Genomic DNA, 18,836 nt, shown 5'->3' on the forward strand with positions numbered 1-18,836 from the left:
GAACATGACGCGGTCAGCAAAGGGATCCGTCGAAAATCCTGGCAAGAACGTCAGGCAGAAGGCGGGAAACAATCGGGAGGCGCTGGATACCGCGCCTGCCGATCTTCTGAAAATGATCCGTTACAAAGTGGAAGAGACTGGTGCGGATTACATCGAGATACCAACGCGCCAGGTAAAACCATCGCAACGATGTCCCGTTGCATGGACCTGTGAGAAAAAGGGGCTGGGCGACCGGAAACACCGGCTCCCGGACGGGCGTGTCATCGGTCGCGATCACGCGTCCGGAGCCACGCAGCTGCGTTGGATGCTAGCAAAATCGGGACAGTCAATCCCGTGGGTCGGGTGCAGGCCTCTGGATTCTCCAGGAAACTATCACCCAGAGCCGTAGGCTCGGGTGGAGTAGTTCATGTAAGAACCGTCACATCCTCGGCTTACCCAGTCTGGGGAAATACTGGCATCCGACATTTCAGTTCGACGATGCGGGCCAGCCCTATCGAATGATGGAACGTATCCTGAATTCGCTCCCGGATGACCTGACACCCTGGCAGATCGCCTTCTGGATGGTCAGTCCGAAGCCTGAAATCGGTGGAGGCAGACCGATGGATGCCCTCGCCAGTGAGGATGACCGCGTGCTTCTGTCTGCCGAGCGGGCCGGACGCTTGCCAATGGGCTGAGACGGACGGCCACTGAAGATGGGCCTCTCGGACCCACCACCAGTCGACCTGAACGCGACCGACGCGATGCGTGAAAAGCTGCCGGGCCGCCCAGTATCTGAGCGGCCCGGCGTTTCGTGCTTGTTTCAGAAAGCACGGTCACCCGTGCCCGAGCACCACCGCCTCGCGCACGTCCTCGGCGGCCTCTGCAAGGGCCTCGGCATCCTCACCCGTCACCGGTGTGCCCAGGATCGTGGTCACGGCGATCACCGTGTCGGCGCTGATCGGCAACTCCTTGTCGGAGGCGACCCCGAGGAAGACGGCGAGCAGTGTATCGTTGTCCGTCGTCACCCCGTAGTTTTCGGCCAGTACCGAGGAGCCGTCGAGCGCGTCCTGCATCAGCGCGAGGTTCTGCAGGGGCGAGTCGATGAGGGAGATGGTATCCCACTCGTTCGCAAGGTCGTCGAGGATCTCGGACAGGCTCTGGTTATAGAAGTCCAGCATGTCGGAGGACAGGGTCACCAAGGCCTCGTCGTAGGCCATCTCGATCACCCGGTCCGGCGACCGCGCCACGCTGAGGCGTCCGAGCTCGACCTCCGGGATGCCCTCGTCCGACCAGACGGGTTGGCCGCCCGTGCTACCGCCACCACCGGCATCTGCCTGCGGTCCACGACCATCGATATCGCCCTGAGGTCCACCCGAGCCACCGGCATTGACGTTGCCGCCAGCATTTTCTCCGGCTGCCTGGGCAGGCGCCACGAAGACATCACCCCCTCCGGCGAGGCCAACCATGCCCACCGCCAAGGCCAATGCCGAGGCGCTCAGGGCCAACTTGAACGTTGTATTTCTGAAAGTTGTACGCATGACTGTCAGCCCTCCTATGCTGATGTCCGCGATTTTATCGTCTTGCATTCAGAAATTCACTGATCTGCATCAATGATGACCTTTCCGCCGTACCTGCTCAGGTCGGCTTGGATGCGAGAACTATTCCGCTGCCCGCGCATGAGGCTCCGGTAGGATGCCCTCCGCGTCGGCTTCCTGCCGGAGCCATTCGCGGAAGGCCGAGATCCGCGGGTCGTTCGCTCGCGTCTCCTGGCAGGCGACCGAGTAGATTGAGATCGGAAGGAGCTCGATGTCGAAAAGACGCTCGAGGCGCCCCGACGCAATCGTCCCACGTGCCACGGCGTCATAGGCCAACGATACCCCCTGCTGCTGTTCCACCATCGTGGTCGACAGTTCGCAATTCGGGAAGGTCGGCCCCGGCGGCAGGTCCGCGTCGATCAGGCCAGCCTCGGCGAACCACTCGGACCAGGCGTCGTCTGTCTCGTCATAGATGAGCGTGAGACGCAGCAGGTCTTCCGGACGTCTCACATCTTCGCGCGTCCTGAGCGCCGGAGAGATCACCGGATACCTCGCCGAGGCCATCAATGGTTCGACGATAAGGCCGGGAGACGGCCGGTCCGACCACTGGATCACCACATCCGCGTCGTTCGTCGCGAAATCCAGCGAGGGCGCCCCGTTCGAGACCCGCAATCGAATGTCCCGGGCGAAATCCAGGCGCGAAAGGCGCGGCACCAGCCAGCGCGCAGCGAAGCCCGGCGTCGACAACACGCGCAGAACGCGGGGCCCTTCACGCACGGCCTCCGTCTGGTCCTGGATGCTATCGAGAAGATTGGTCAGCTTGCCGGCGTAGGTTTCCCCCGTCAGCGTGAGCGCAAGCCGGTTTCCGGAGCGTTCAAAGAGCTGCGTATCAAGAAAGCTCTCCAATGCGCGGATCTGGTGACTGACGGCAGAGGGCGTCAGGCAAAGCTCGTCGGCCGCGGCCTTAATCGACATGCGCCGCGCTGTCGCCTCGAAGGCGCGAACCGCGGCGAAGGGAGGAAGCTTGCGTCCCATTTGGTCTCCCCCTGAATTGAGCTCTCGCGAGCCTGAAAAATGATCGTTCGGTGCAAATGCGGGATCACCGTAACATCCTTTCGTCAGATCACGAAATCAGTTCTCGGAGGGCCCCATGTCCCGCATCCTCATCGCCGTGGCGCTCGCCACGGCCCTGGTCACCCTTTGCCCGACGCAGTCCCGAGCCGAGATCAAGATACACCTGGACCCCGCGCCACAGTGGCGCCAAGCCGAGGACCTCGACGCCCTGGTCGAGATCCTTGAAAGCTGGCTAGATGCGGAAAGTTCTTGGGAAAGGCGCGAAGAGAAACCAAAGATCCGCCTGTCGAGTTCGGCGGAGGCCTCCGCCCGGCTGGGCGCGACGGCGAGCTTTCAGCGCGGTCGGCTTCGTGGCCTTTACGATCCGGACGGATCCGTGATTGTGCTTGTCAGACCCTGGAACCCAAGTCGGGCCGAGGACGTGAGCGTCCTGCTTCACGAGCTGGTCCACCACCGCCAGGCGCCGCTACACTGGTATTGTCCCGCCGCGCAGGAATTGTCCGCCTATCGCCTGCAGGACGCCTGGCTGAATGAGCGTGGTCTCCGCGCCGACGTCAACTGGGTTGCCGTGGTTCTCGATGCCGGCTGCACCCCGCGCGACATCCATCCGGGTTAGCATGAAGGCATTCCGAGCAGCATTGTGGAGTGCCTTGATACCCAGAGTGGAATCTTGAACTGACACATCCAGCTTGCAATGGTATCCTCCTTTTAGAAAATGATTTGAATTTTTTTGATCAAATGGAGATTATCAATGCGTTACATATCGTTGTCTTGTGCCGCAATCGTAAGCGTCCTGGCCATGCCGGCATTCGCGTTCGAATGCCCGGAGCACCTAGCTGAAGCTCGTGCAATGATCGAAAAGGTGTCCGGCGACATGGAAGGCATGTCGGGCATGATGGCCTCCGAAGACATGGCACGCGTTCAAGCGCTGGTCGATGACGCAAGGATGCTGCTCGCAGGTGGCGAGCATGACCACGAAATGTCCCGTAGCCCCTTTGATCATGCGAGGGCAATAGCGAAGGCCGGTGCGGCACTTGGCCATGCGCGCGCCGCCGATGCACTGCACTTTTCATACATGGAGCAATAGACGCAGACGCACTGAATTGATCGCGGCAGGGATTGCCCGCCGGATATCTGAAAGGTGAGCTCATGAGCTTTTTCCTATCCGCGTTCCGCCGAGGCATTCAGGTCGCGATATTGGCATCTGCCGGTTTTCCCGCCGTCGCACAGGACCTTCAATCCATCCCGGGGCTGGCGCAGGACACGGTCACCTACGGTGCCGATCTTGACGGCGACGGTGACCCCGACGAGATCGAGATGCGCCTCGAGATCATCGAGGTTGTCGAAGAAGTCTCTCCCGGCGAGGTTCTCGCTTTCTGGGTCTTCTCGCCCGCCGGCGCGGGCATGACGCCCGTCGCACGACTCCCAAGCCCGACCATTCGCGTCGAGCAGGGCGATCATGTACGGATCGTTCTCGAGAATACGCACTATTTTCCCCACACGATCCATTTCCACGGCACGGTCCATCCGAACGCCATGGATGGCGTGCCCGAGATCACTCAGCCGCCCGTCTTGCCGGGTGAAAGCTTCGTCTACGAGTTCGTTGCGCAGAACCCGGGCACTCATTTCTACCACTGTCATGTGCAGGCCGACGTCCACGTCCGGATGGGACTTTCCGGCATGTTCATCATCGAACCGAACCGGCCGGACAATACTGTCCAACCGCTCGTCATTGGCGCGGGAGAAATTTCGGACCTCTCGGCAGCTGTGTCTGCAGACTATGCGACCGAGCATTCGCTCGTCTATTCGGACGTGGATAGCAACCTTCACCGGCTTCCGCTTCAGGTTGCCGATCCGCGCGAACTCGAGTGGCGGATGCACCGCGACTATGACAGCACCGCTGCACGTCCGGACGTGTTTCTTCTGAACGGGCGCGCCTTCCCCTTCACATTGCTCGACACGCCGATCAACGTCACCGAGGACGGCAACGCGCTCTTCCGTGTGCTCAATGCCGGCGAGCGGATGATCAACCTTCACACGCACGGTCACCATCCCGTTCTCAAAGCCCGGGACGGCATGGCAGTGGCCAGTGACCCAGAGATTAGCCGGGACACATATTCGGTTGGCGCCGCACAGAGGCTGGACCTTGAGCTGCGGACCACTGCGGACCCGATATACTCGTCAGGTCCGGGCGTCTGGCTCATGCACGATCACACCGAAAGGACTGTCTCGAACCGCGGGATCAACCCCGGCGGGGACATAACGACAATCGTCTACGACGGGTATCGAGACGAGGCGACTGGACTGCCCGATGTGCCAGGCAGCCTGAGCAAGTTCTTCGATCCGGCATATTACCGGGGAGACGTGCCAGTCTTCCCCCCGAGATATTCGGTGCCACTGCCGAAACCTATCTTGATGGATGGTCTGACGGCGTCGACAGGGGCCTGCAGTATGCCCGGCGTCCGCGGCGCGATGAAATCGAACAAGTTCCGGATATCCTGGCCTCGCACCGTGTCGTCGCCGAAAGCTGCGAGGGCACGCCGAACGCCACCCGGCGTGTCCTGATCCGAGGCGGAACGGAGCACGCCGACGAGGGCGAGGTCTTCGGGTTCCATCCCCGGGAAATCGCGGTTGGCCGATGCGAGGAAGTGGAGCTCGTCTTCGCCAATTCGGACGATGTGCGTCACGCCCTGATGATACCCGGGCTCAATCCGATGGTCAGCGTCGAGTTCACCGGTCCAGGCTTGCAACGGACCACGTTCCTGACCCCGGATGAGGACATCACCTTGGAGTTTCATTGCCATGTCGAGACGCACGAAAAGATGGGCATGGTAGGCCGGATCATCGTCGGCGGCGGTAGCCCCGAGGCACATGGGCCCGAACATGACGAAACAGCACCACACGGGCCTGCACCGTCAGAACTCTTCGAGGGTGTCGGCACGCTTGTATCAGTGGATGCCCGACGCGGCCGTGTGGTGATCGATCACGAAGAGATTGAGGGGTTCATGGGTGCCATGACGATGAGCTTTTCAGTCGAACCGCGTGAGCAAATCATAGATTTGTCACCGGGCGCAAAAGTCCGGTTTGCCATCGATCCAGATGCGCGCGCCATCGTCAGCATCGCTGAGGATAGTGCGGAGTAGCATGGCTGGAAAACCTGCCAACTTCGCACCTTTCTTGAGATCCGTGCCGGCAAACGACTGGGCCTCTTTTTCTTTTGCGCCCGCGGCCGATCCAGCGACTTTCGTCGCTGGATGCCGTGCCACTGGATCATCGCTTGCACGGCTCAAGGTGCCATACGGCGATGTCCGACGGCCTCTCTATAGAACAGTCGTCACTCGACTCGGGTCATGAGCGGCACACCTTCCTGGCTCACCTGAATGAGCAGGATCGTTACCGGCTCCGAGTCGCTTTCGTTCATTGCGACCATGGGCGTGTCCATCGGTTCTTCGGTCAACTCGCCGCCCGAGACCATCTTTGGCTCCGATCCATCTGTCTCGACCTGCAGATTGCCGTCGAGAACGTACACGAAGACTTGGCCCCCATGGGTGTGCCGCGCGCCGGACCACCCGCCCGGGAAGGTCACCCGCTGGATCGCGATCTCTTTTCCGTCGCCGAGAGCTGCTCGTGCGAGTTCTTCGCGTTCACCAGGCGCATATTCCGCGCCCTGCTCCTGCGCAACCGCCAGAGTCGTTGTCAAAAATCCGGCGACAGCTCCGATAAAAATGCTTTTCATCATAGTTCCTCCCACCCGGTCCAACCGGTGCTCTCTTAATGGCAGAAATCATACCACGAATCCGCATCACACGGATCCTGACATTTTGCATACCTTGGGTAGATGCCCTGCTTACCGATAGCGGTTACGCTCATCCCCATGGCCTTCCTGCTTCTTGGTCGCTGAGACCAGGGAGCCTCAAGATCGACTGCGATGTGCTAGTGGCGAATCGCGTGCTCGGCCTGTGCTCGTGCAGGAATCGCGGCACCCATGTGCCGTCCCAGACCCCGCGAGGCATGGCCAAAAAGCGAGAACTCGGCAAATACATGGCCGGTAGCCCCGGAACGAGCCGACTGTAGCCAGGCGCCGGACAATACCGTGTCGGCGGCCACTCATCTCACCCATTTACGCCCGCTTTTGGACGCATTCTTTTTCCAATTTAGTCTCAATTCAAGCATTGGAGATTGTCATGTTCCTGAAGTGGTTGAACAGGTTCCGGAAGGAACAGGACGGGTCCTATACCGTCGAAGCGGTGCTCTGGGTCCCGATTTTTGCCGTGATGCTGGCTGTCATCATCGACTTTTCGATGGTCTTCAATCGCAAGGCCGAGATCTCGCGGATCGTGCATGACACCAACCGTGCCGTGGCCCTCAAGCTGTATCCCGACGCGGCGACCGCCGAGATCGACCTGAACAAGAAGCTCGACACCGTCGCGCCCGACGCGGTGGGGTCCGTGCTGATCGGCACTTCCGAGGTCGAGACCAGTATCAGCGTGCCCGCCAGCAGCCTGGCCGCGATGGCGTCGATGCCGATGTTCAACAAGATGAACATCACCATGTCCTATGCACACCTGCTGGAGCCTTGATCATGAGGAGCGCCCGCTTCTTCATCCGCAGATTTTGCCGTGACGAAAGCGGCAACATGACCATCCTGGGTGTGTTCCTGACCCTCAGTTCGCTGACGGTCGGCAGCCTCGCTGTCGACTTCAGCCGTAAGGAAGCGTCGCACGTCGACCTTCAGGTGCTGGCCGACGCCACGGCCCATGCCGCGCTGGTGTCACGCCAGACCATGACGGCGCCCGAGGCCATCCAGGCGGCGCTGGCCTTCAGCCACAAGAACGCAACCGATGCCGCGGTCGCGATCCATGCCGGCGATCTCGAGTTCGGGCACTGGGACCCCGAGGCCCGGACCTTCACGGTCAACGCACTGTCCAAGCAGGCTGTCCGCGTGACCGCGCACCGCACGGACGCGCGGGGCAACTACGTCGAGGGGCTCCTGACGCACATGCTCGGGATCAGGGGGTTCGAGGTCGAGGCGGAGACGGTGCTGGCGGGGAACCCGACACTCTGCAGTCAAAACGGGCTGGTGGCAGAGGACTCCGTCGAGATGACCTCGGCCAACGCGTTCGGGATCAACTACTGCATCCATTCCGATCACACGATCAAGATGAGCATCGGGAACGACTTCGGTGCCGGCTCCATCGTGTCGCTGCCCGACACGGCCGATCTTCAGATCCCGAGCGGGGATGTCGGATCCAACCCGGGGCTGGCCGAGGCCCTGACCGAGATGCCGCCCCGGCTGAACATTAACCAGATCATCGAGGACTTCGCCGTCGCGGTCGAGACGGGCGAGAGCGAATACATCCCGGCGGGCGTGCGGTATTCCTGGAACAATCGCACGACGGTCAACGGCCAGCTGAAGCTTTCGCCGGACATGATGATGGCGGGCGAGATGCATGTCTTCGACTGCGGTAGTGGAAACGGGACGCTCGACCTAGAAACCGGCACCTATGGCGATCTCGTCCTATGGACCAACTGCAAGATGAAGTTCGGGCAAGGCACGGCCTTCGAGAATGCCGTCATCGTGCAGCGCAACGCCGCGTCGCAGGCGATCTCGGCGCCGAATGGTGTGCGCTTCGGCGCGGTCGACAACTGTGCGCCGAGCGGTGATGTGCTCCTCGTGACCGAGGGCGGAATGCAGGTCGCCTCCGACCTGGAAATGCACGGGGCGACGCTCGCGGCCAAGGGCCCGGTCTCCTTCGCGGCCAAGCCCGACGGCATGAACGGCGCCTCGGTGATTTCGGGCAGCGCGCTCAAGGTGACCAGCTCTGGGGCCTTCGGGTTCTGCGACGCCGAGCGTGCCTTCCCCTGGAAGGCGTTCCGCATGGTTCTATAGGTGACCCGGGGAGTTCCGGGCGACGAGACGGCGTCCCGCGCTCTCAAGTATCCCTGCAAGGCGGCATCCACCAGAAATCACGGCCAGAGCATCCAGCCATAGGCGATGTATCCTGCGAGCAAGATGGCGCCCTCGCGCCGTCCAATGCGCAGCCCTGTCGTCGCGAAGAGCACAAGCAACAGGGTAACGGCAACCATCACCGGGGCGTCGAACCGCGCGATCTCCGAGGGGACGTTTGACGGAGCGATCAGCGCCGTGGTCCCGCCGATCCCGAGGACATTGTAGATGTTGGAGCCGACGACGTTTCCGAAGGCCACGTCTCCCTGTCTCTTCAGCGCCGCAATCACGGAGGTGACAAGTTCCGGCATCGACGTTCCGACCGCCACGATTGTCAGGCCGATGACCGTCTCCGAAACCCCGAAGCTTCGCGCGATGGCAACCGCTCCGCTGACCAGGAAGGACCCACCGGCCACGATAAGAACAAGGCCAACCAAGGCGATTAACAGCGGGATCAGGAGACCATTCCGGACATGCGGAGGGGCGATGCCCGGGTCAGCCTCCGCCAGGGCGACGCTCTTGTCATGAATTGCGCCGCCATCCGCGGTGGATTTCTCCTGCTGGATCACGAACCAGATGTAGCCGACCAGAAGAACGAGCATGCCGGACCCCACGGCCCGGCCCATGGGCACCACCAGCGCCAGAACCGCGAAGGAAATGGCAACGAGGAGCATCACGACAGCATCTCTCCGCAGCGCCGACCGGGCAACGATGACCGGGCAGATCAATGCAGAGACGCCCGCGATCAAAAGAATGTTCGCGATGTTGGACCCCACGATATTCCCGAACGCGATCCCGGGAAATCCGCCCAGCCCGGCCTGAACAGATGTCACCAGCTCGGGCATCGAGGTGCCGAACCCCACCAGGGTCAGTCCGATGACCAAGGGTGAAATACCGATCCGCTCTGCGGCCTGCACGGCGCCGCGGACAAGCAGCTCTCCACCGATCACCAACAGGGCAAGCCCACCCAAGAGCGAAAGCCAAGTTTCCATCACGACGCCTTCTCCGTGAGATCATTTACGAGACGACGTGGATTGCGATCCGGCTCTTGGCAAGCGCGCAGGAAACATTTTGTCGGGTCGGGCATGCAGGCTTCGGAAGGTGTTCCGAGCCTGAGACGCGAAGCGCCGGATCCCAAAACAATGCAGGTCCATTCCAAGAATTCAGGATGTGTTTCCGGAAATTTCGCTGAGGGCGTACGCCCGAGCTTTGCAGGACCTGTGTCCAAAATCATGAGCGAGGAGGCCCGAATTCGGGCCGTGTTGCGTATTCGGGCTCATGCTGTTGCGTGATGTTGCGCGCGCAACGCGGCTCATCTCCAGGTCCGAATTTCCCGTGCCTGACCACTTCCCACGATGGACCGTGCGCTTTGGCTTCGCGGATACTGGCCGCCAGCAAGACGCGCAGAGGAGGAGACGTGATGCTCGATTCAACCGTGACGACCCGCACCCAGGAGGTGCTGGATCGGCTCAATGCCGCTCTGGAAGGCGGCGATGCTGAAAGCGCAGCGGCCCTGTTTGCCACCGACAGTTACTGGCGAGACCTCGTGGCCGTGACCTGGAACCTGAAAACGGTCGAGGGGTCCACCGGTGTTGCCGACATGCTAACGCAGCAGTTGGCGCAGACCCGGCCGGGACGTTTCCAGATCCAGGACGGCGAACTCCCTGAAGAGGCTGACGGTATCGTTACCGCATGGATCACCTTCGAGACCAAGGCGGGCCGCGGTTGGGGACTGATGCGCCTGAAGGACGACCGGATCTGGACCCTTTTGACCGCGCTGCAGGAGCTCAAGGGATACGAGGAACACCGCGGCAAGCGGCGCCCGCTGGGTGCCCAGCATGGTGCCCAGAAGAACCGCAGCAGCTGGAAAGAGCGGCTGGAAGCGGAAGAGGCCTCGCTCGGATACGACACCCAGCCCTACACAGTGATCGTTGGTGGCGGACAGGGCGGAATCGCACTCGGTGCTCGCCTGCGGCAGCTGGGCGTTCCGGCCATCGTGCTCGACATGCACGACCGCCCCGGCGACCAGTGGCGCAGCCGCTACAAGTCGCTCTGCCTGCACGACCCCGTTTGGTACGATCATCTGCCCTACATCAAGTTCCCCGACAATTGGCCCGTGTTCACACCCAAGGACAAGGTGGGCGACTGGCTCGAGATGTACACCAAGGTCATGGAGCTGAATTACTGGACCCGCTCCGAGGTCAAGAAGGCCGAATACGACGAAGCCTCGGGAAACTGGACCGTCGAGGTGAACCGTGACGGCGAAACCGTGATCCTGAACCCGACCCAGCTGGTGCTTGCGACCGGCATGTCTGGCAAGCCGAACATGCCGCAGTTCCCGGGGATGGACAGCTTCAAGGGAACGATTCAGCACTCCTCGCAGCACGAAGGACCGGACGCATGGACCGGCAAGAAGGTCGTCGTCGTGGGATCGAACAATTCGGCCCACGACATCTGCGCCGCTCTCTGGGAAGCCGATGCCGACGTGACCATGGTGCAGAGATCCTCGACCCATATCGTTCGGTCCGACACGCTGATGGAGATCGGGCTCGGCGCGCTCTATTCGGAAGAAGCTGTCGCCAACGGTGTCACCACAGAGAAGGCGGACATGATCTTTGCCTCGCTTCCCTACCGGATCATGCACGAGTTCCAGATCCCGCTCTATGACCAGATGCGTGAACGCGATGCAGAGTTTTACGCCGGACTCGAAAAGGCCGGCTTCCAGTTGGACTGGGGTGACGACGGTTCGGGCCTTTTCATGAAATACCTGCGCCGTGGCTCTGGATACTACATCGATGTCGGCGCGAGCCAGCTGATCATCGATGGCGAGGTGAAGCTCGTGAACGGCCAGGTTGACCACTTTGACGAAACCGCGGTGGTCCTGTCAGACGGCACGCGGCTCGAGGCCGACCTGGTGGTCATGGCAACCGGCTATGGCTCGATGAATGGATGGGCCGCGGATCTGATCAGCCAGGAAGTGGCCGACAAGGTCGGTAAGGTCTGGGGCCTCGGCTCAGACACCACAAAGGACCCCGGCCCTTGGGAAGGCGAGCAGCGCAACATGTGGAAGCCCACCCAACAGGAGAACCTCTGGTTCCACGGCGGCAACCTGCATCAGTCGCGGCATTACTCGCTCTACCTAGCCCTGCAACTGAAGGCCCGGATGGAGGGATTGGACACCCCCGTCTACGGCCTGCAGGAGGTGCATCACCTGTCGTGATGCACTCGGCGCGCCCGGACCTCTCCCGCTCCCCGGCCGGGCGCGCCGCAATTTCAATACTTGGAGGAAAATATGAAAGCAGCACGTTGGCATGGCGTGAAGGACATCCGTGTCGAGGATGTATCCGAACCGTCTCCCGGCCCTGGAGAGGTGAAAGTCAAAGTTGCCTGGACCGGCATCTGCGGCAGTGACCTGCACGAATACCTTGCCGGCCCGATCTTTGTGCCGGTGGACACGGAACACCCTCTGAGCCACGACAAGGCGCCGATCACCATGGGCCATGAGTACTGCGGCACGGTCACCCAGCTGGGCGAAGGCGTCGAAGGCCTCGCCGAGGGGGACCGTGTGGCAATCGAGCCGATCTTTGCCTGCGGCACCTGCCCGGCCTGTCTCGAAGGAAAATACAATCTCTGCGAGTCGCTGGGATTCGTGGGCCTATCTGGAGGTCACGGAGGTTTCTCCGCCTCATCCGTGGTGCCGGCTCGCATGGTCCACAAGATGCCCCAGGGTTTGTCGATGGAACAGGGCGCCCTGGTGGAGCCAGCTGCAGTCGCGCTTCACGGCGTCCGCCTGTCCAAGATAAAGGCTGGCGACACCGCCGCGGTGTTCGGCGCCGGACCGATTGGCCTACTCGTCGTAGAGTCGCTGCGCGTGGCAGGCGCCTCTCAGATCCATGTCGTGGAGCCATCCGACGTGCGGCGAAAGAAAGCTCTTGAGCTCGGCGCGACCACGGCCATCGACCCGACGTCCAGTGATGCCGTCTCCGCGATCCGTGAGGCCACTGGCGGTGTGCATGTTGCGTTCGAGGTGACAGGCGTCCCGCAAGTGCTACCGCAATGCATCGACGCCACGCGGCACGAAGGGCAAACACTGATCGTATCGATCTGGGAGGGTGAGGCCTCCTTCAACCCCAACACCGCTGTTCTCAAGGAACGCCAGCTGAAAGGCACTATCGCCTATCGAAACGTCTATCCTGCGGTGATGGAACTGATGACACAGGGCTATTTCAGTGCCGACAAGCTTGTGACCAAGCGGATCTCCCTGGATGACATCGTCGCCGAGGGCTTTGAGGCTCTGGTGGCCGAGAAATCACACGTGAAAATCCTCGTCGAAGCTCCTGCCTGAAGGACGTTGGGCGCGGTCCTGATCCGCGCCCAACCGCAAAGCATCCTAACCACAGTCGTCGCTGTGGCGTTCTTCCAAGGTATCGATTGCGTCGGAATGCAGACAGGCGCGATCTCGATGCCAAAAACGGGAAACCAACGATGATCAAGTTGTCCAACGAGAAGCACGCTTAGAACACGTCTCATGGTGGCCAGGATAGCCCATGGTTCCATTCCCGCATTAGAACGGGTCCGAAGCGTGCCCACCTCGCACTCACATCGTGTGCAAGAAATATCCAGTTATCTTCGATTGAAAATCTTCCGAGCTCACCCAGCACCCCGTGGCGCTGGGCAAGAGCACGGACATGCGGGAAGGCCGCGACCTTGATCTCGCTGACCGTAACCTTTTCCACCATTCACGTACGCTCCGCAGGAATTCAGACCCCACCTTCGCGCGAAGGCCCGCCTTCGTTCAGGCCCGTCAGCGCTCCCCGAGCAGGGCCATGTAGGCATTCGTCTATCAGGGCTGCCTCACATCTGGACACCGTCAACGTTCCTTTCCAATATCCCTGTCCGGGGGAAGGGAACGACATGCAAAACACGCGATTTGGAAATCTGGTCATCGACACCGCCGACATCCTGGCGCGGGCAGAGAACGGTGAAGATGCCTGGTGGGCCGTGAACCGAGTTGCTGCCAGTATCGGGGGCAATGCGGTGAATGCCGGAGCCTTCCAGACCAGCTCGCGCGAGATCGCCTGGATCCGCAGCTCCATGGATCCACTCTGGCTCGAGGAGTACTCGGACGACGGCCTGTTCGGTGTCGACCCCCTGCTGCAGGCTGCCATGTCCGCAGCTGCGCCGCCGTTGTACGACGTGGCCGGGATGGATCGCCACGCCCCACGAGCCGGAAAGCTCCGCGATCTCCACAACGGCATGATGGGATACGACTACAACCACATGATCACACACAGCTGGTTCGAGGACGGCTCCGGGATGTGCCTCGCGCTGAGCTGCCGGGAAGACCCTCAGGATCTCTTCGGGCCGGGCACGGCGCGCGCCTTCTCCGCCATCTCGGCAATGATGGCCAGTCGCCTGGTCGCACCGGGTGACAACCTGCACGAGGGATGGGCCTACGGGGCCGGGTGGCAGGCCCTGCTGCCTCGCGAGTGCGACGTGCTGGCCTACCTCGCCAACGGAATGACCGAGGGCGAGATCGCCGAGCGCCTCGGGATCACACAGTTCGACGTCTGGCGGATCGTGGCCGCCACGTCGAAGAAAATGAAGGCCCGCACGCCCTACCAGGCGCTCGCCCTGGCCATCGCGAGAGGCCAAGTTCAGATCTGATCGTCAAGGTCAAGGTCAGGGTCAGACTGGAGCCATTCAGACCGTTTGGCAGGCCCTTGTCTCGATCAGCCTCGAAAAAGAAAACGGCCGCCCGAAGGCGACCGTCTCCTGATTGAAGTATGTCCGGTCCCTCAACCGTCTGACCTCATCTCCACTTCGGCCGCCGTCTGCAGCGCCGCGGCGAATTCGGCCTTGCTCATGTCGAGCACGACGCCATCCTCGGTCACGTCAAGTGAGCTCACCTGCACCGCCGCGTTCTCGATGGCACGCTCGTCGGCGCCCTCCATCTCCCCGTCGAGGTCAATGATCACGCGGTCTGCGTCCATGTCGGTCTCGTAGATGGTCCCGAGGACCTCCCCGTCACTCGAGTGTACCACCGCATCGCCGGTCACGGCCGCATCCAGCTGGGCCGAGATGTTGGATGCACCCGCATAGGCGCCCTCGGCCGCGCCACCCACGGCCTCGACGCCTGCCTGGGCCGTGTCGGTTGCTGTCTCGCCGATGGCATAGACCGTGTCAGCGATCTCTCCGGCGGCATTGGAGGCCTGGGCCGTCACGCTGGCTTCGTTGTCGGACTGAGCGCTGGCGACGCCCGCGGCGATCATAGCGATTGCGGCAGTGGCGGTGAGAAACCGGTTGGTCATGATTCAATTCTTCCTTTTTCCTTGTTCTCGTCCCCCCAATGCGGCCGGTCTCCTGCTCGTTCCATGAAAAACCTGCCGCAATACCTGACAATGGAGGTATTTCGTCGATGTCACCTTCTTGGTTCTGTCCTCGGGCCATGTCTGTGTCAGTGCCCGAAGGAAAAAAATTCACATGAGAGCAATCTCGATCTTCCTGAACGTCATCCTTCCCGGCACCGGCTCAATCCGGCTGGGTGAGCTCGCCACCGGCACCACGCAGCTCATCCTCTTTTTCCTCGGGTGGATCATGATCCTGACCATGAAAGGCATCGGGCCCTATGCAGGTGCCGCGATGACATTCTGCGCCTGGTCCTGGGGATTGGTGTCCGCAGCACGTGCTGACGGTTTCTCGAAGGAGGCTGGTGGAGCCGACCGCCCGGTCGAAATCGAAACACATGTCATCCGGTCCGGTGACGCCGAGATGTAGCTATGGCGGTTCGCATATGAGAGGCATAGGGTCTCAGCTCGACCGGTCCAAAACTCTGAAAATTCAGCGTCAACTCACGAAATGTTTCAGTTGTTACAGTACACCAAATCAGGGCCGATTTGGGCTCCAAAAAATGGTACGTAACTGTACCCAGGTCGGCAATCTGGGTACAGTTTGGTACCATTTTTGAGGCCGTTTTTATGCCTCAGGCATCAACTCCAAAATGTTGCAATTGTGATCGAATACGCCCGATTGTAGGGCTTCCAACACCGGCCGCGTGGTCAATTGACCCTGCACAGCGTGTGGATGACCCGGATGTCTTCACCGAAGTCGGCATTGCCAGGCAGGTAGTCTTTCGGATCCGTGATCTCCAGGATCGTCCAGAGCCCCTCCTGCTCAATTACTTCCACTGTCTTCCCGAACTCGAGCTGTTCCCAGCGGTCCGTGCGCTGCGTGAACGTGATGACGCCACCCGATTTCACGATCCGACAGAGATCCCGGAGCAGAGCCGCGGAGTCCTCGATGTAGGTCAGGACCCCCACCGAGGCGGCCGCATCCATCGAGTTGTCTTTGATCGGCAGCGGGACATCCTGCAGATCGACACCCATGAGACGCTGGTAGGCACCGTTCTCCTCGGCCAGTTTCAGGGACTCTTCCGAGATATCGATGCCATGGATCCTGAAATCGCCGGCCATCCGCATCGCGATGCTGAAGAGCCCCGTCCCGCATCCCACGTCGAGGATACGGGCCCCTGGCCTGAGATGCCCGGCGATCAGATCTGCCGCATCCATCGGTGCCGTGTAGTTCCAGGATTTCAGGGTCTCGTCGTAACTCTTGGCCCAGTCGTCATAGTAGTCCGATACGGCCCCGGAATCCGTCGCCCCTGACTTGAGGTCGAACGCCTTGTCCTGGTCTCTGTCATCGTCAGCCATCCGGCCCTCCTGAATTTCCCGGGCCGTGGCCATGCTAGCGGTTGCCCGGGGAACCGGTATCACCGATGTCGCCTGGCGGCCACTCCGACCGCTCCCAGATGATCAGCTCGGGAACTCCGAGCTCGTATTGCCGTGATAAACGCCGGCCAGCTTCAGCTTCTCGATGCGATCCTCGTAGAAATCGGCGGACTGCCGGACGGTCGTCACCTCGTCGGGCACCGGTCGCGCGTGCGGACCGATGTCATCCAGGCTCCAGGCTGACTGGGACCGGCCGTAGGACTGGCGAGCTGTCTTGGTCACCACGTGTCCCGACAGGGCGGAAACCTCGGCCGGCTCGAGGACCGATTTCATGTTCGCTACGAACTGATGACGGCAACTGTAGAGGCTGAAGTGCTTCTTTCGCCGCGGGAAGATGTCTTCGCCGACCGTGTAAAGGAGCTTGCCGACCCGTGATTTCACGACATCGAAGCGCCCTTCCTCCTGCCACTGGAGACCCCGTTCCGACACCCGGTGGATCGCGTTCAGGGTCTGTGTCCGGAGGTCAGACAGGTCCAGGGTCCGGACCACTCCATTTCCCCGGGCATTGGTCGCCTTGGCATTGAGGACGTAAAGCCAGCTGTACCACCTCCTGGACTTGGGGTCCTGGTAGGTCTGGAAAGCAGTTGCCCGCCACTCGATGGGACGGAGGCCGGTGTGGATCGAGGCCTCGAGCCAGTCGCCCAGGATCGGCGCCAACTTGGATCTCGACTTGTACTGCAGGTAGGCGTGAACCATGTCCAGCTCCGCCTTCGGGAACTTCTTCTCCTTCATGGTCGAGGTCCTTTTTTCAAGGCGGTCCCCGCGCCCGGATCGTTTCCCGGCCGTCTCATCGCCTTCGACGATGTCGTTGTCCAGCATGTCCAGGGCCACGTCTATGTCGCTGTCCGGCTTGCCCATCAGGGTATGGTAGGCGGCCTGCCGGTAGACCCGCCAGGTCGAGGACCGCAGCTCCGGTTTGATGGAGATCAGCCAGGCCACGAATTCGACGGCCGCGAAGTCGTCGTAGTCCTGCGGGATCCCCTGCTCGCGCTTGTAGCGATTGATCAGCATCCGGCCGCGGTTGAGGTACTGCGAAGAGGTCGCCTTGGAGACGGTCGTGTTCTCGCGTGCATAGGCGCTGGGCGACTGCATTGATGGCGTGGCGCCCTCGGTCTGATCGAGATCCTTGTTGGCCTCCTGCAGCTTGCGGCGGGCGGCCTTGACCCGGTCGAGGATTTCGGGATCCGGCCCCGGGGGACGAGAGGGATCGATGGGTGTCTTGGGAGTTCCCCCCTCGGGTTCACCGCCCGGGAACCTCAGGTTCTTGAGGCTCGGCCGCGGTCCTCTGGCCTGGGCCGGGGATCCCGTTTGTTCGGCGGAGGAGGCCGCTGTTTTGTCAACATTGGAAGACGCCTGTCTGCGCCCAGCGCCTCGGGTGTCAACATTGGGGGTGTCGGGGCCCTGACCAGGGGAGCCTGTCGGGGAGCTGTTCCCGCGGGATGCTGCGGGTGCCTTGTCAACATTGGGAGAAGAGGTGGCCTGACCCCGTGAAGCGGTGTCGGTGTCAACATTGGCGGAGCGGTGTCGGGGCCCGGCACTGGTCGGGGGTTTTGTGTCAACATTGGAAGATGTTGGGGCGCCAGCTCCGGAGGAGGGGTGGGCCCTGCCCTTCGCGGACGGCGACGCCGGACGGATGTTGAGGCCGCCAAGCCGTGGCTTGGGCCGGGTGGCTGACGGCCAGCGGGCCGGGTCCCGGTGGAGCCGGGTGTGTCAGCGGCCTTGCCGGTGCCGGTTGGGGCGCCCGTGGTGCTCCTGGGGGTGTCGGGGCCCTGTGGGCCTTGGGGACGGGACGCTGGGCGGCCGGAGCCGGACGGGGTGCCGGTGGAGCCGGGATGGGATCCTGGATCCCCTGGGTGACCGGGGTCGGCTCCGGTTTCAGGGGATTGGTCCCCGTTTTTCCCCGGAGGGGTTTGGTGTCTTTTGTCCTGGTGATCAGGCATCGTCTGATCCTCCTGTGGGTCAGCCTGTGGGTCAGTAATCGTTTTCGTTCTTTGAATGACTTCTGTCATGAAATAGGGGCGTGCGAGGCACTGGAGCCCGATTTTCGAGATTGGAGAACGTATGTTTCTCGGAAAGGGTCCTGTTCTTGATCTTGAGAGCTCTCCCCCCATTACTCGGCAAACAAGTATCGCTGATGTTTAAATGAGTAACAAAAATATCAAGCGGGCCGCGGCGGCTCCTTCAGGGGTAAGGATCCCACGCCCGAATTTGACATTTCTCTTACGAAACCGACCAAAAACCTTTCGCGACATCGCGAACGCCCTGTTTTTCAGGGCTGTAGACCACCCTGCCCTGACAGGGTCTCTGGCATGTCCCTGCAGGCTCCAACTTCGTCTTGCGATCCAGATGTGTCCTCCATCTCCGACTTGTCGACCGCCTCCCCGAGATCGATTTCCACAGGTCCGCACCGCTCAGTAACAGCCAGCGGATGGTTGCCCACAGTATTGCGTAACCTGGCTCAAGTGAGCTCTTGGCCGGCTGAATTCCGGCCCCGCCTCTACCTTGCAGTTCTCG

Annotated in this window: 19 protein-coding genes; 12 read left to right on the forward strand and 7 right to left on the reverse strand. The window is 61.5% G+C overall.

Annotated features, from left to right (window positions below; genetic code table 11):
- Both SALMUC_RS30815 and SALMUC_RS29565 read left to right on the forward strand, forming a co-directional pair.
- Positions 1-213 (forward strand): hypothetical protein (locus SALMUC_RS30815; RefSeq protein WP_217626327.1); only part of this gene is annotated, 213 nt, incomplete at its 5' end.
- A 284-nt stretch (positions 214-497) separates the two neighbouring features.
- A complete protein-coding gene (locus SALMUC_RS29565; RefSeq protein WP_020041716.1) occupies positions 498-674 on the forward strand; it encodes a hypothetical protein in 177 nt (58 codons plus the stop codon).
- 138 nt (positions 675-812) lie between these two features.
- Here SALMUC_RS29565 and SALMUC_RS29570 read toward each other — a convergent pair whose 3' ends face one another.
- Entirely contained in the window at positions 813-1,517 is a 705-nt protein-coding gene (locus SALMUC_RS29570; RefSeq protein WP_156883399.1) for a hypothetical protein, read from the reverse strand.
- Between the two features lie 120 nt (positions 1,518-1,637).
- Positions 1,638-2,549 (reverse strand): LysR substrate-binding domain-containing protein, encoded by a 912-nt coding sequence (locus tag SALMUC_RS06405; protein WP_020041713.1) that lies wholly within the window; start codon positions 2,547-2,549, stop codon positions 1,638-1,640.
- Positions 2,550-2,664: 115 nt separating this feature from the next.
- Between SALMUC_RS06405 and SALMUC_RS06410 the strand changes: the two genes are divergently transcribed.
- From SALMUC_RS06410 to SALMUC_RS06425, 4 genes are all read left to right on the forward strand, one after another.
- Positions 2,665-3,204, forward strand: coding sequence for a DUF6647 family protein (locus SALMUC_RS06410; RefSeq protein ID WP_020041712.1), 540 nt, complete (start codon positions 2,665-2,667; stop codon positions 3,202-3,204).
- Positions 3,205-3,339: 135 nt separating this feature from the next.
- Positions 3,340-3,675, forward strand: coding sequence for a hypothetical protein (locus SALMUC_RS06415; RefSeq protein WP_020041711.1), 336 nt, complete (start codon positions 3,340-3,342; stop codon positions 3,673-3,675).
- Between the two features lie 62 nt (positions 3,676-3,737).
- A complete protein-coding gene (locus SALMUC_RS06420) occupies positions 3,738-5,153 on the forward strand; it encodes a multicopper oxidase domain-containing protein (protein ID WP_020041710.1) in 1,416 nt (471 codons plus the stop codon).
- A gap of 83 nt (positions 5,154-5,236) precedes the next feature.
- Positions 5,237-5,731 carry a copper-binding protein gene (locus tag SALMUC_RS06425; RefSeq protein WP_020041709.1) on the forward strand — a complete coding sequence of 165 codons (495 nt, stop codon included), beginning with the start codon at positions 5,237-5,239 and terminating at the stop codon, positions 5,729-5,731.
- Between the two features lie 191 nt (positions 5,732-5,922).
- On the opposite strand, the gene SALMUC_RS06430 is transcribed toward SALMUC_RS06425, so the two are convergent.
- The gene (locus SALMUC_RS06430; protein ID WP_021119925.1) at positions 5,923-6,327 is read right to left on the reverse strand and encodes a cupin domain-containing protein; all 405 of its coding nucleotides are present in this window, start codon (positions 6,325-6,327) and stop codon (positions 5,923-5,925) included.
- A gap of 445 nt (positions 6,328-6,772) precedes the next feature.
- Between SALMUC_RS06430 and SALMUC_RS06435 the strand changes: the two genes are divergently transcribed.
- Positions 6,773-7,168 carry a TadE/TadG family type IV pilus assembly protein gene (locus SALMUC_RS06435; RefSeq protein ID WP_020041707.1) on the forward strand — a complete coding sequence of 132 codons (396 nt, stop codon included), beginning with the start codon at positions 6,773-6,775 and terminating at the stop codon, positions 7,166-7,168.
- A 2-nt stretch (positions 7,169-7,170) separates the two neighbouring features.
- Complete coding sequence (locus SALMUC_RS06440) at positions 7,171-8,478, forward strand: TadE/TadG family type IV pilus assembly protein (protein WP_020041706.1); 1,308 nt, start codon at positions 7,171-7,173, stop codon at positions 8,476-8,478.
- Between the two features lie 77 nt (positions 8,479-8,555).
- Here SALMUC_RS06440 and SALMUC_RS06445 read toward each other — a convergent pair whose 3' ends face one another.
- Entirely contained in the window at positions 8,556-9,527 is a 972-nt protein-coding gene (locus SALMUC_RS06445) for a calcium/sodium antiporter (protein ID WP_020041705.1), read from the reverse strand.
- 428 nt (positions 9,528-9,955) lie between these two features.
- On the opposite strand from SALMUC_RS06445, the gene SALMUC_RS06450 reads away from it, so the two are divergent.
- The 3 genes from SALMUC_RS06450 to SALMUC_RS06460 all read left to right on the forward strand — a co-directional run bounded on the left by SALMUC_RS06450 (position 9,956) and on the right by SALMUC_RS06460 (position 14,202).
- Positions 9,956-11,755, forward strand: a complete 1,800-nt coding sequence (locus SALMUC_RS06450; RefSeq protein WP_020041704.1) for an NAD(P)/FAD-dependent oxidoreductase — start codon at positions 9,956-9,958, stop codon at positions 11,753-11,755.
- 72 nt (positions 11,756-11,827) lie between these two features.
- Positions 11,828-12,880, forward strand: coding sequence for a 2,3-butanediol dehydrogenase (locus tag SALMUC_RS06455; protein ID WP_021119926.1), 1,053 nt, complete (start codon positions 11,828-11,830; stop codon positions 12,878-12,880).
- 569 nt (positions 12,881-13,449) lie between these two features.
- Positions 13,450-14,202, forward strand: coding sequence for a helix-turn-helix domain-containing protein (locus tag SALMUC_RS06460; protein ID WP_020041702.1), 753 nt, complete (start codon positions 13,450-13,452; stop codon positions 14,200-14,202).
- A 131-nt stretch (positions 14,203-14,333) separates the two neighbouring features.
- Here the strand turns inward: SALMUC_RS06460 and SALMUC_RS06465 are convergent, their stop codons facing one another.
- The gene (locus SALMUC_RS06465; protein ID WP_020041701.1) at positions 14,334-14,846 is read right to left on the reverse strand and encodes a hypothetical protein; all 513 of its coding nucleotides are present in this window, start codon (positions 14,844-14,846) and stop codon (positions 14,334-14,336) included.
- Positions 14,847-15,018: 172 nt separating this feature from the next.
- Between SALMUC_RS06465 and SALMUC_RS06470 the strand changes: the two genes are divergently transcribed.
- The gene (locus tag SALMUC_RS06470) at positions 15,019-15,312 is read left to right on the forward strand and encodes a hypothetical protein (RefSeq protein ID WP_020041700.1); all 294 of its coding nucleotides are present in this window, start codon (positions 15,019-15,021) and stop codon (positions 15,310-15,312) included.
- Positions 15,313-15,593: 281 nt separating this feature from the next.
- Here SALMUC_RS06470 and SALMUC_RS06475 read toward each other — a convergent pair whose 3' ends face one another.
- Positions 15,594-16,244, reverse strand: coding sequence for a class I SAM-dependent DNA methyltransferase (locus tag SALMUC_RS06475; RefSeq protein WP_020041699.1), 651 nt, complete (start codon positions 16,242-16,244; stop codon positions 15,594-15,596).
- A gap of 102 nt (positions 16,245-16,346) precedes the next feature.
- Complete coding sequence (locus SALMUC_RS06480; RefSeq protein WP_020041698.1) at positions 16,347-17,414, reverse strand: hypothetical protein; 1,068 nt, start codon at positions 17,412-17,414, stop codon at positions 16,347-16,349.
- Positions 17,415-18,836: the final 1,422 nt, after the last annotated feature.

The sequence above is a fragment of the Salipiger mucosus DSM 16094 genome (assembly GCF_000442255.1).
Lineage (GTDB): Bacteria > Pseudomonadota > Alphaproteobacteria > Rhodobacterales > Rhodobacteraceae > Salipiger > Salipiger mucosus.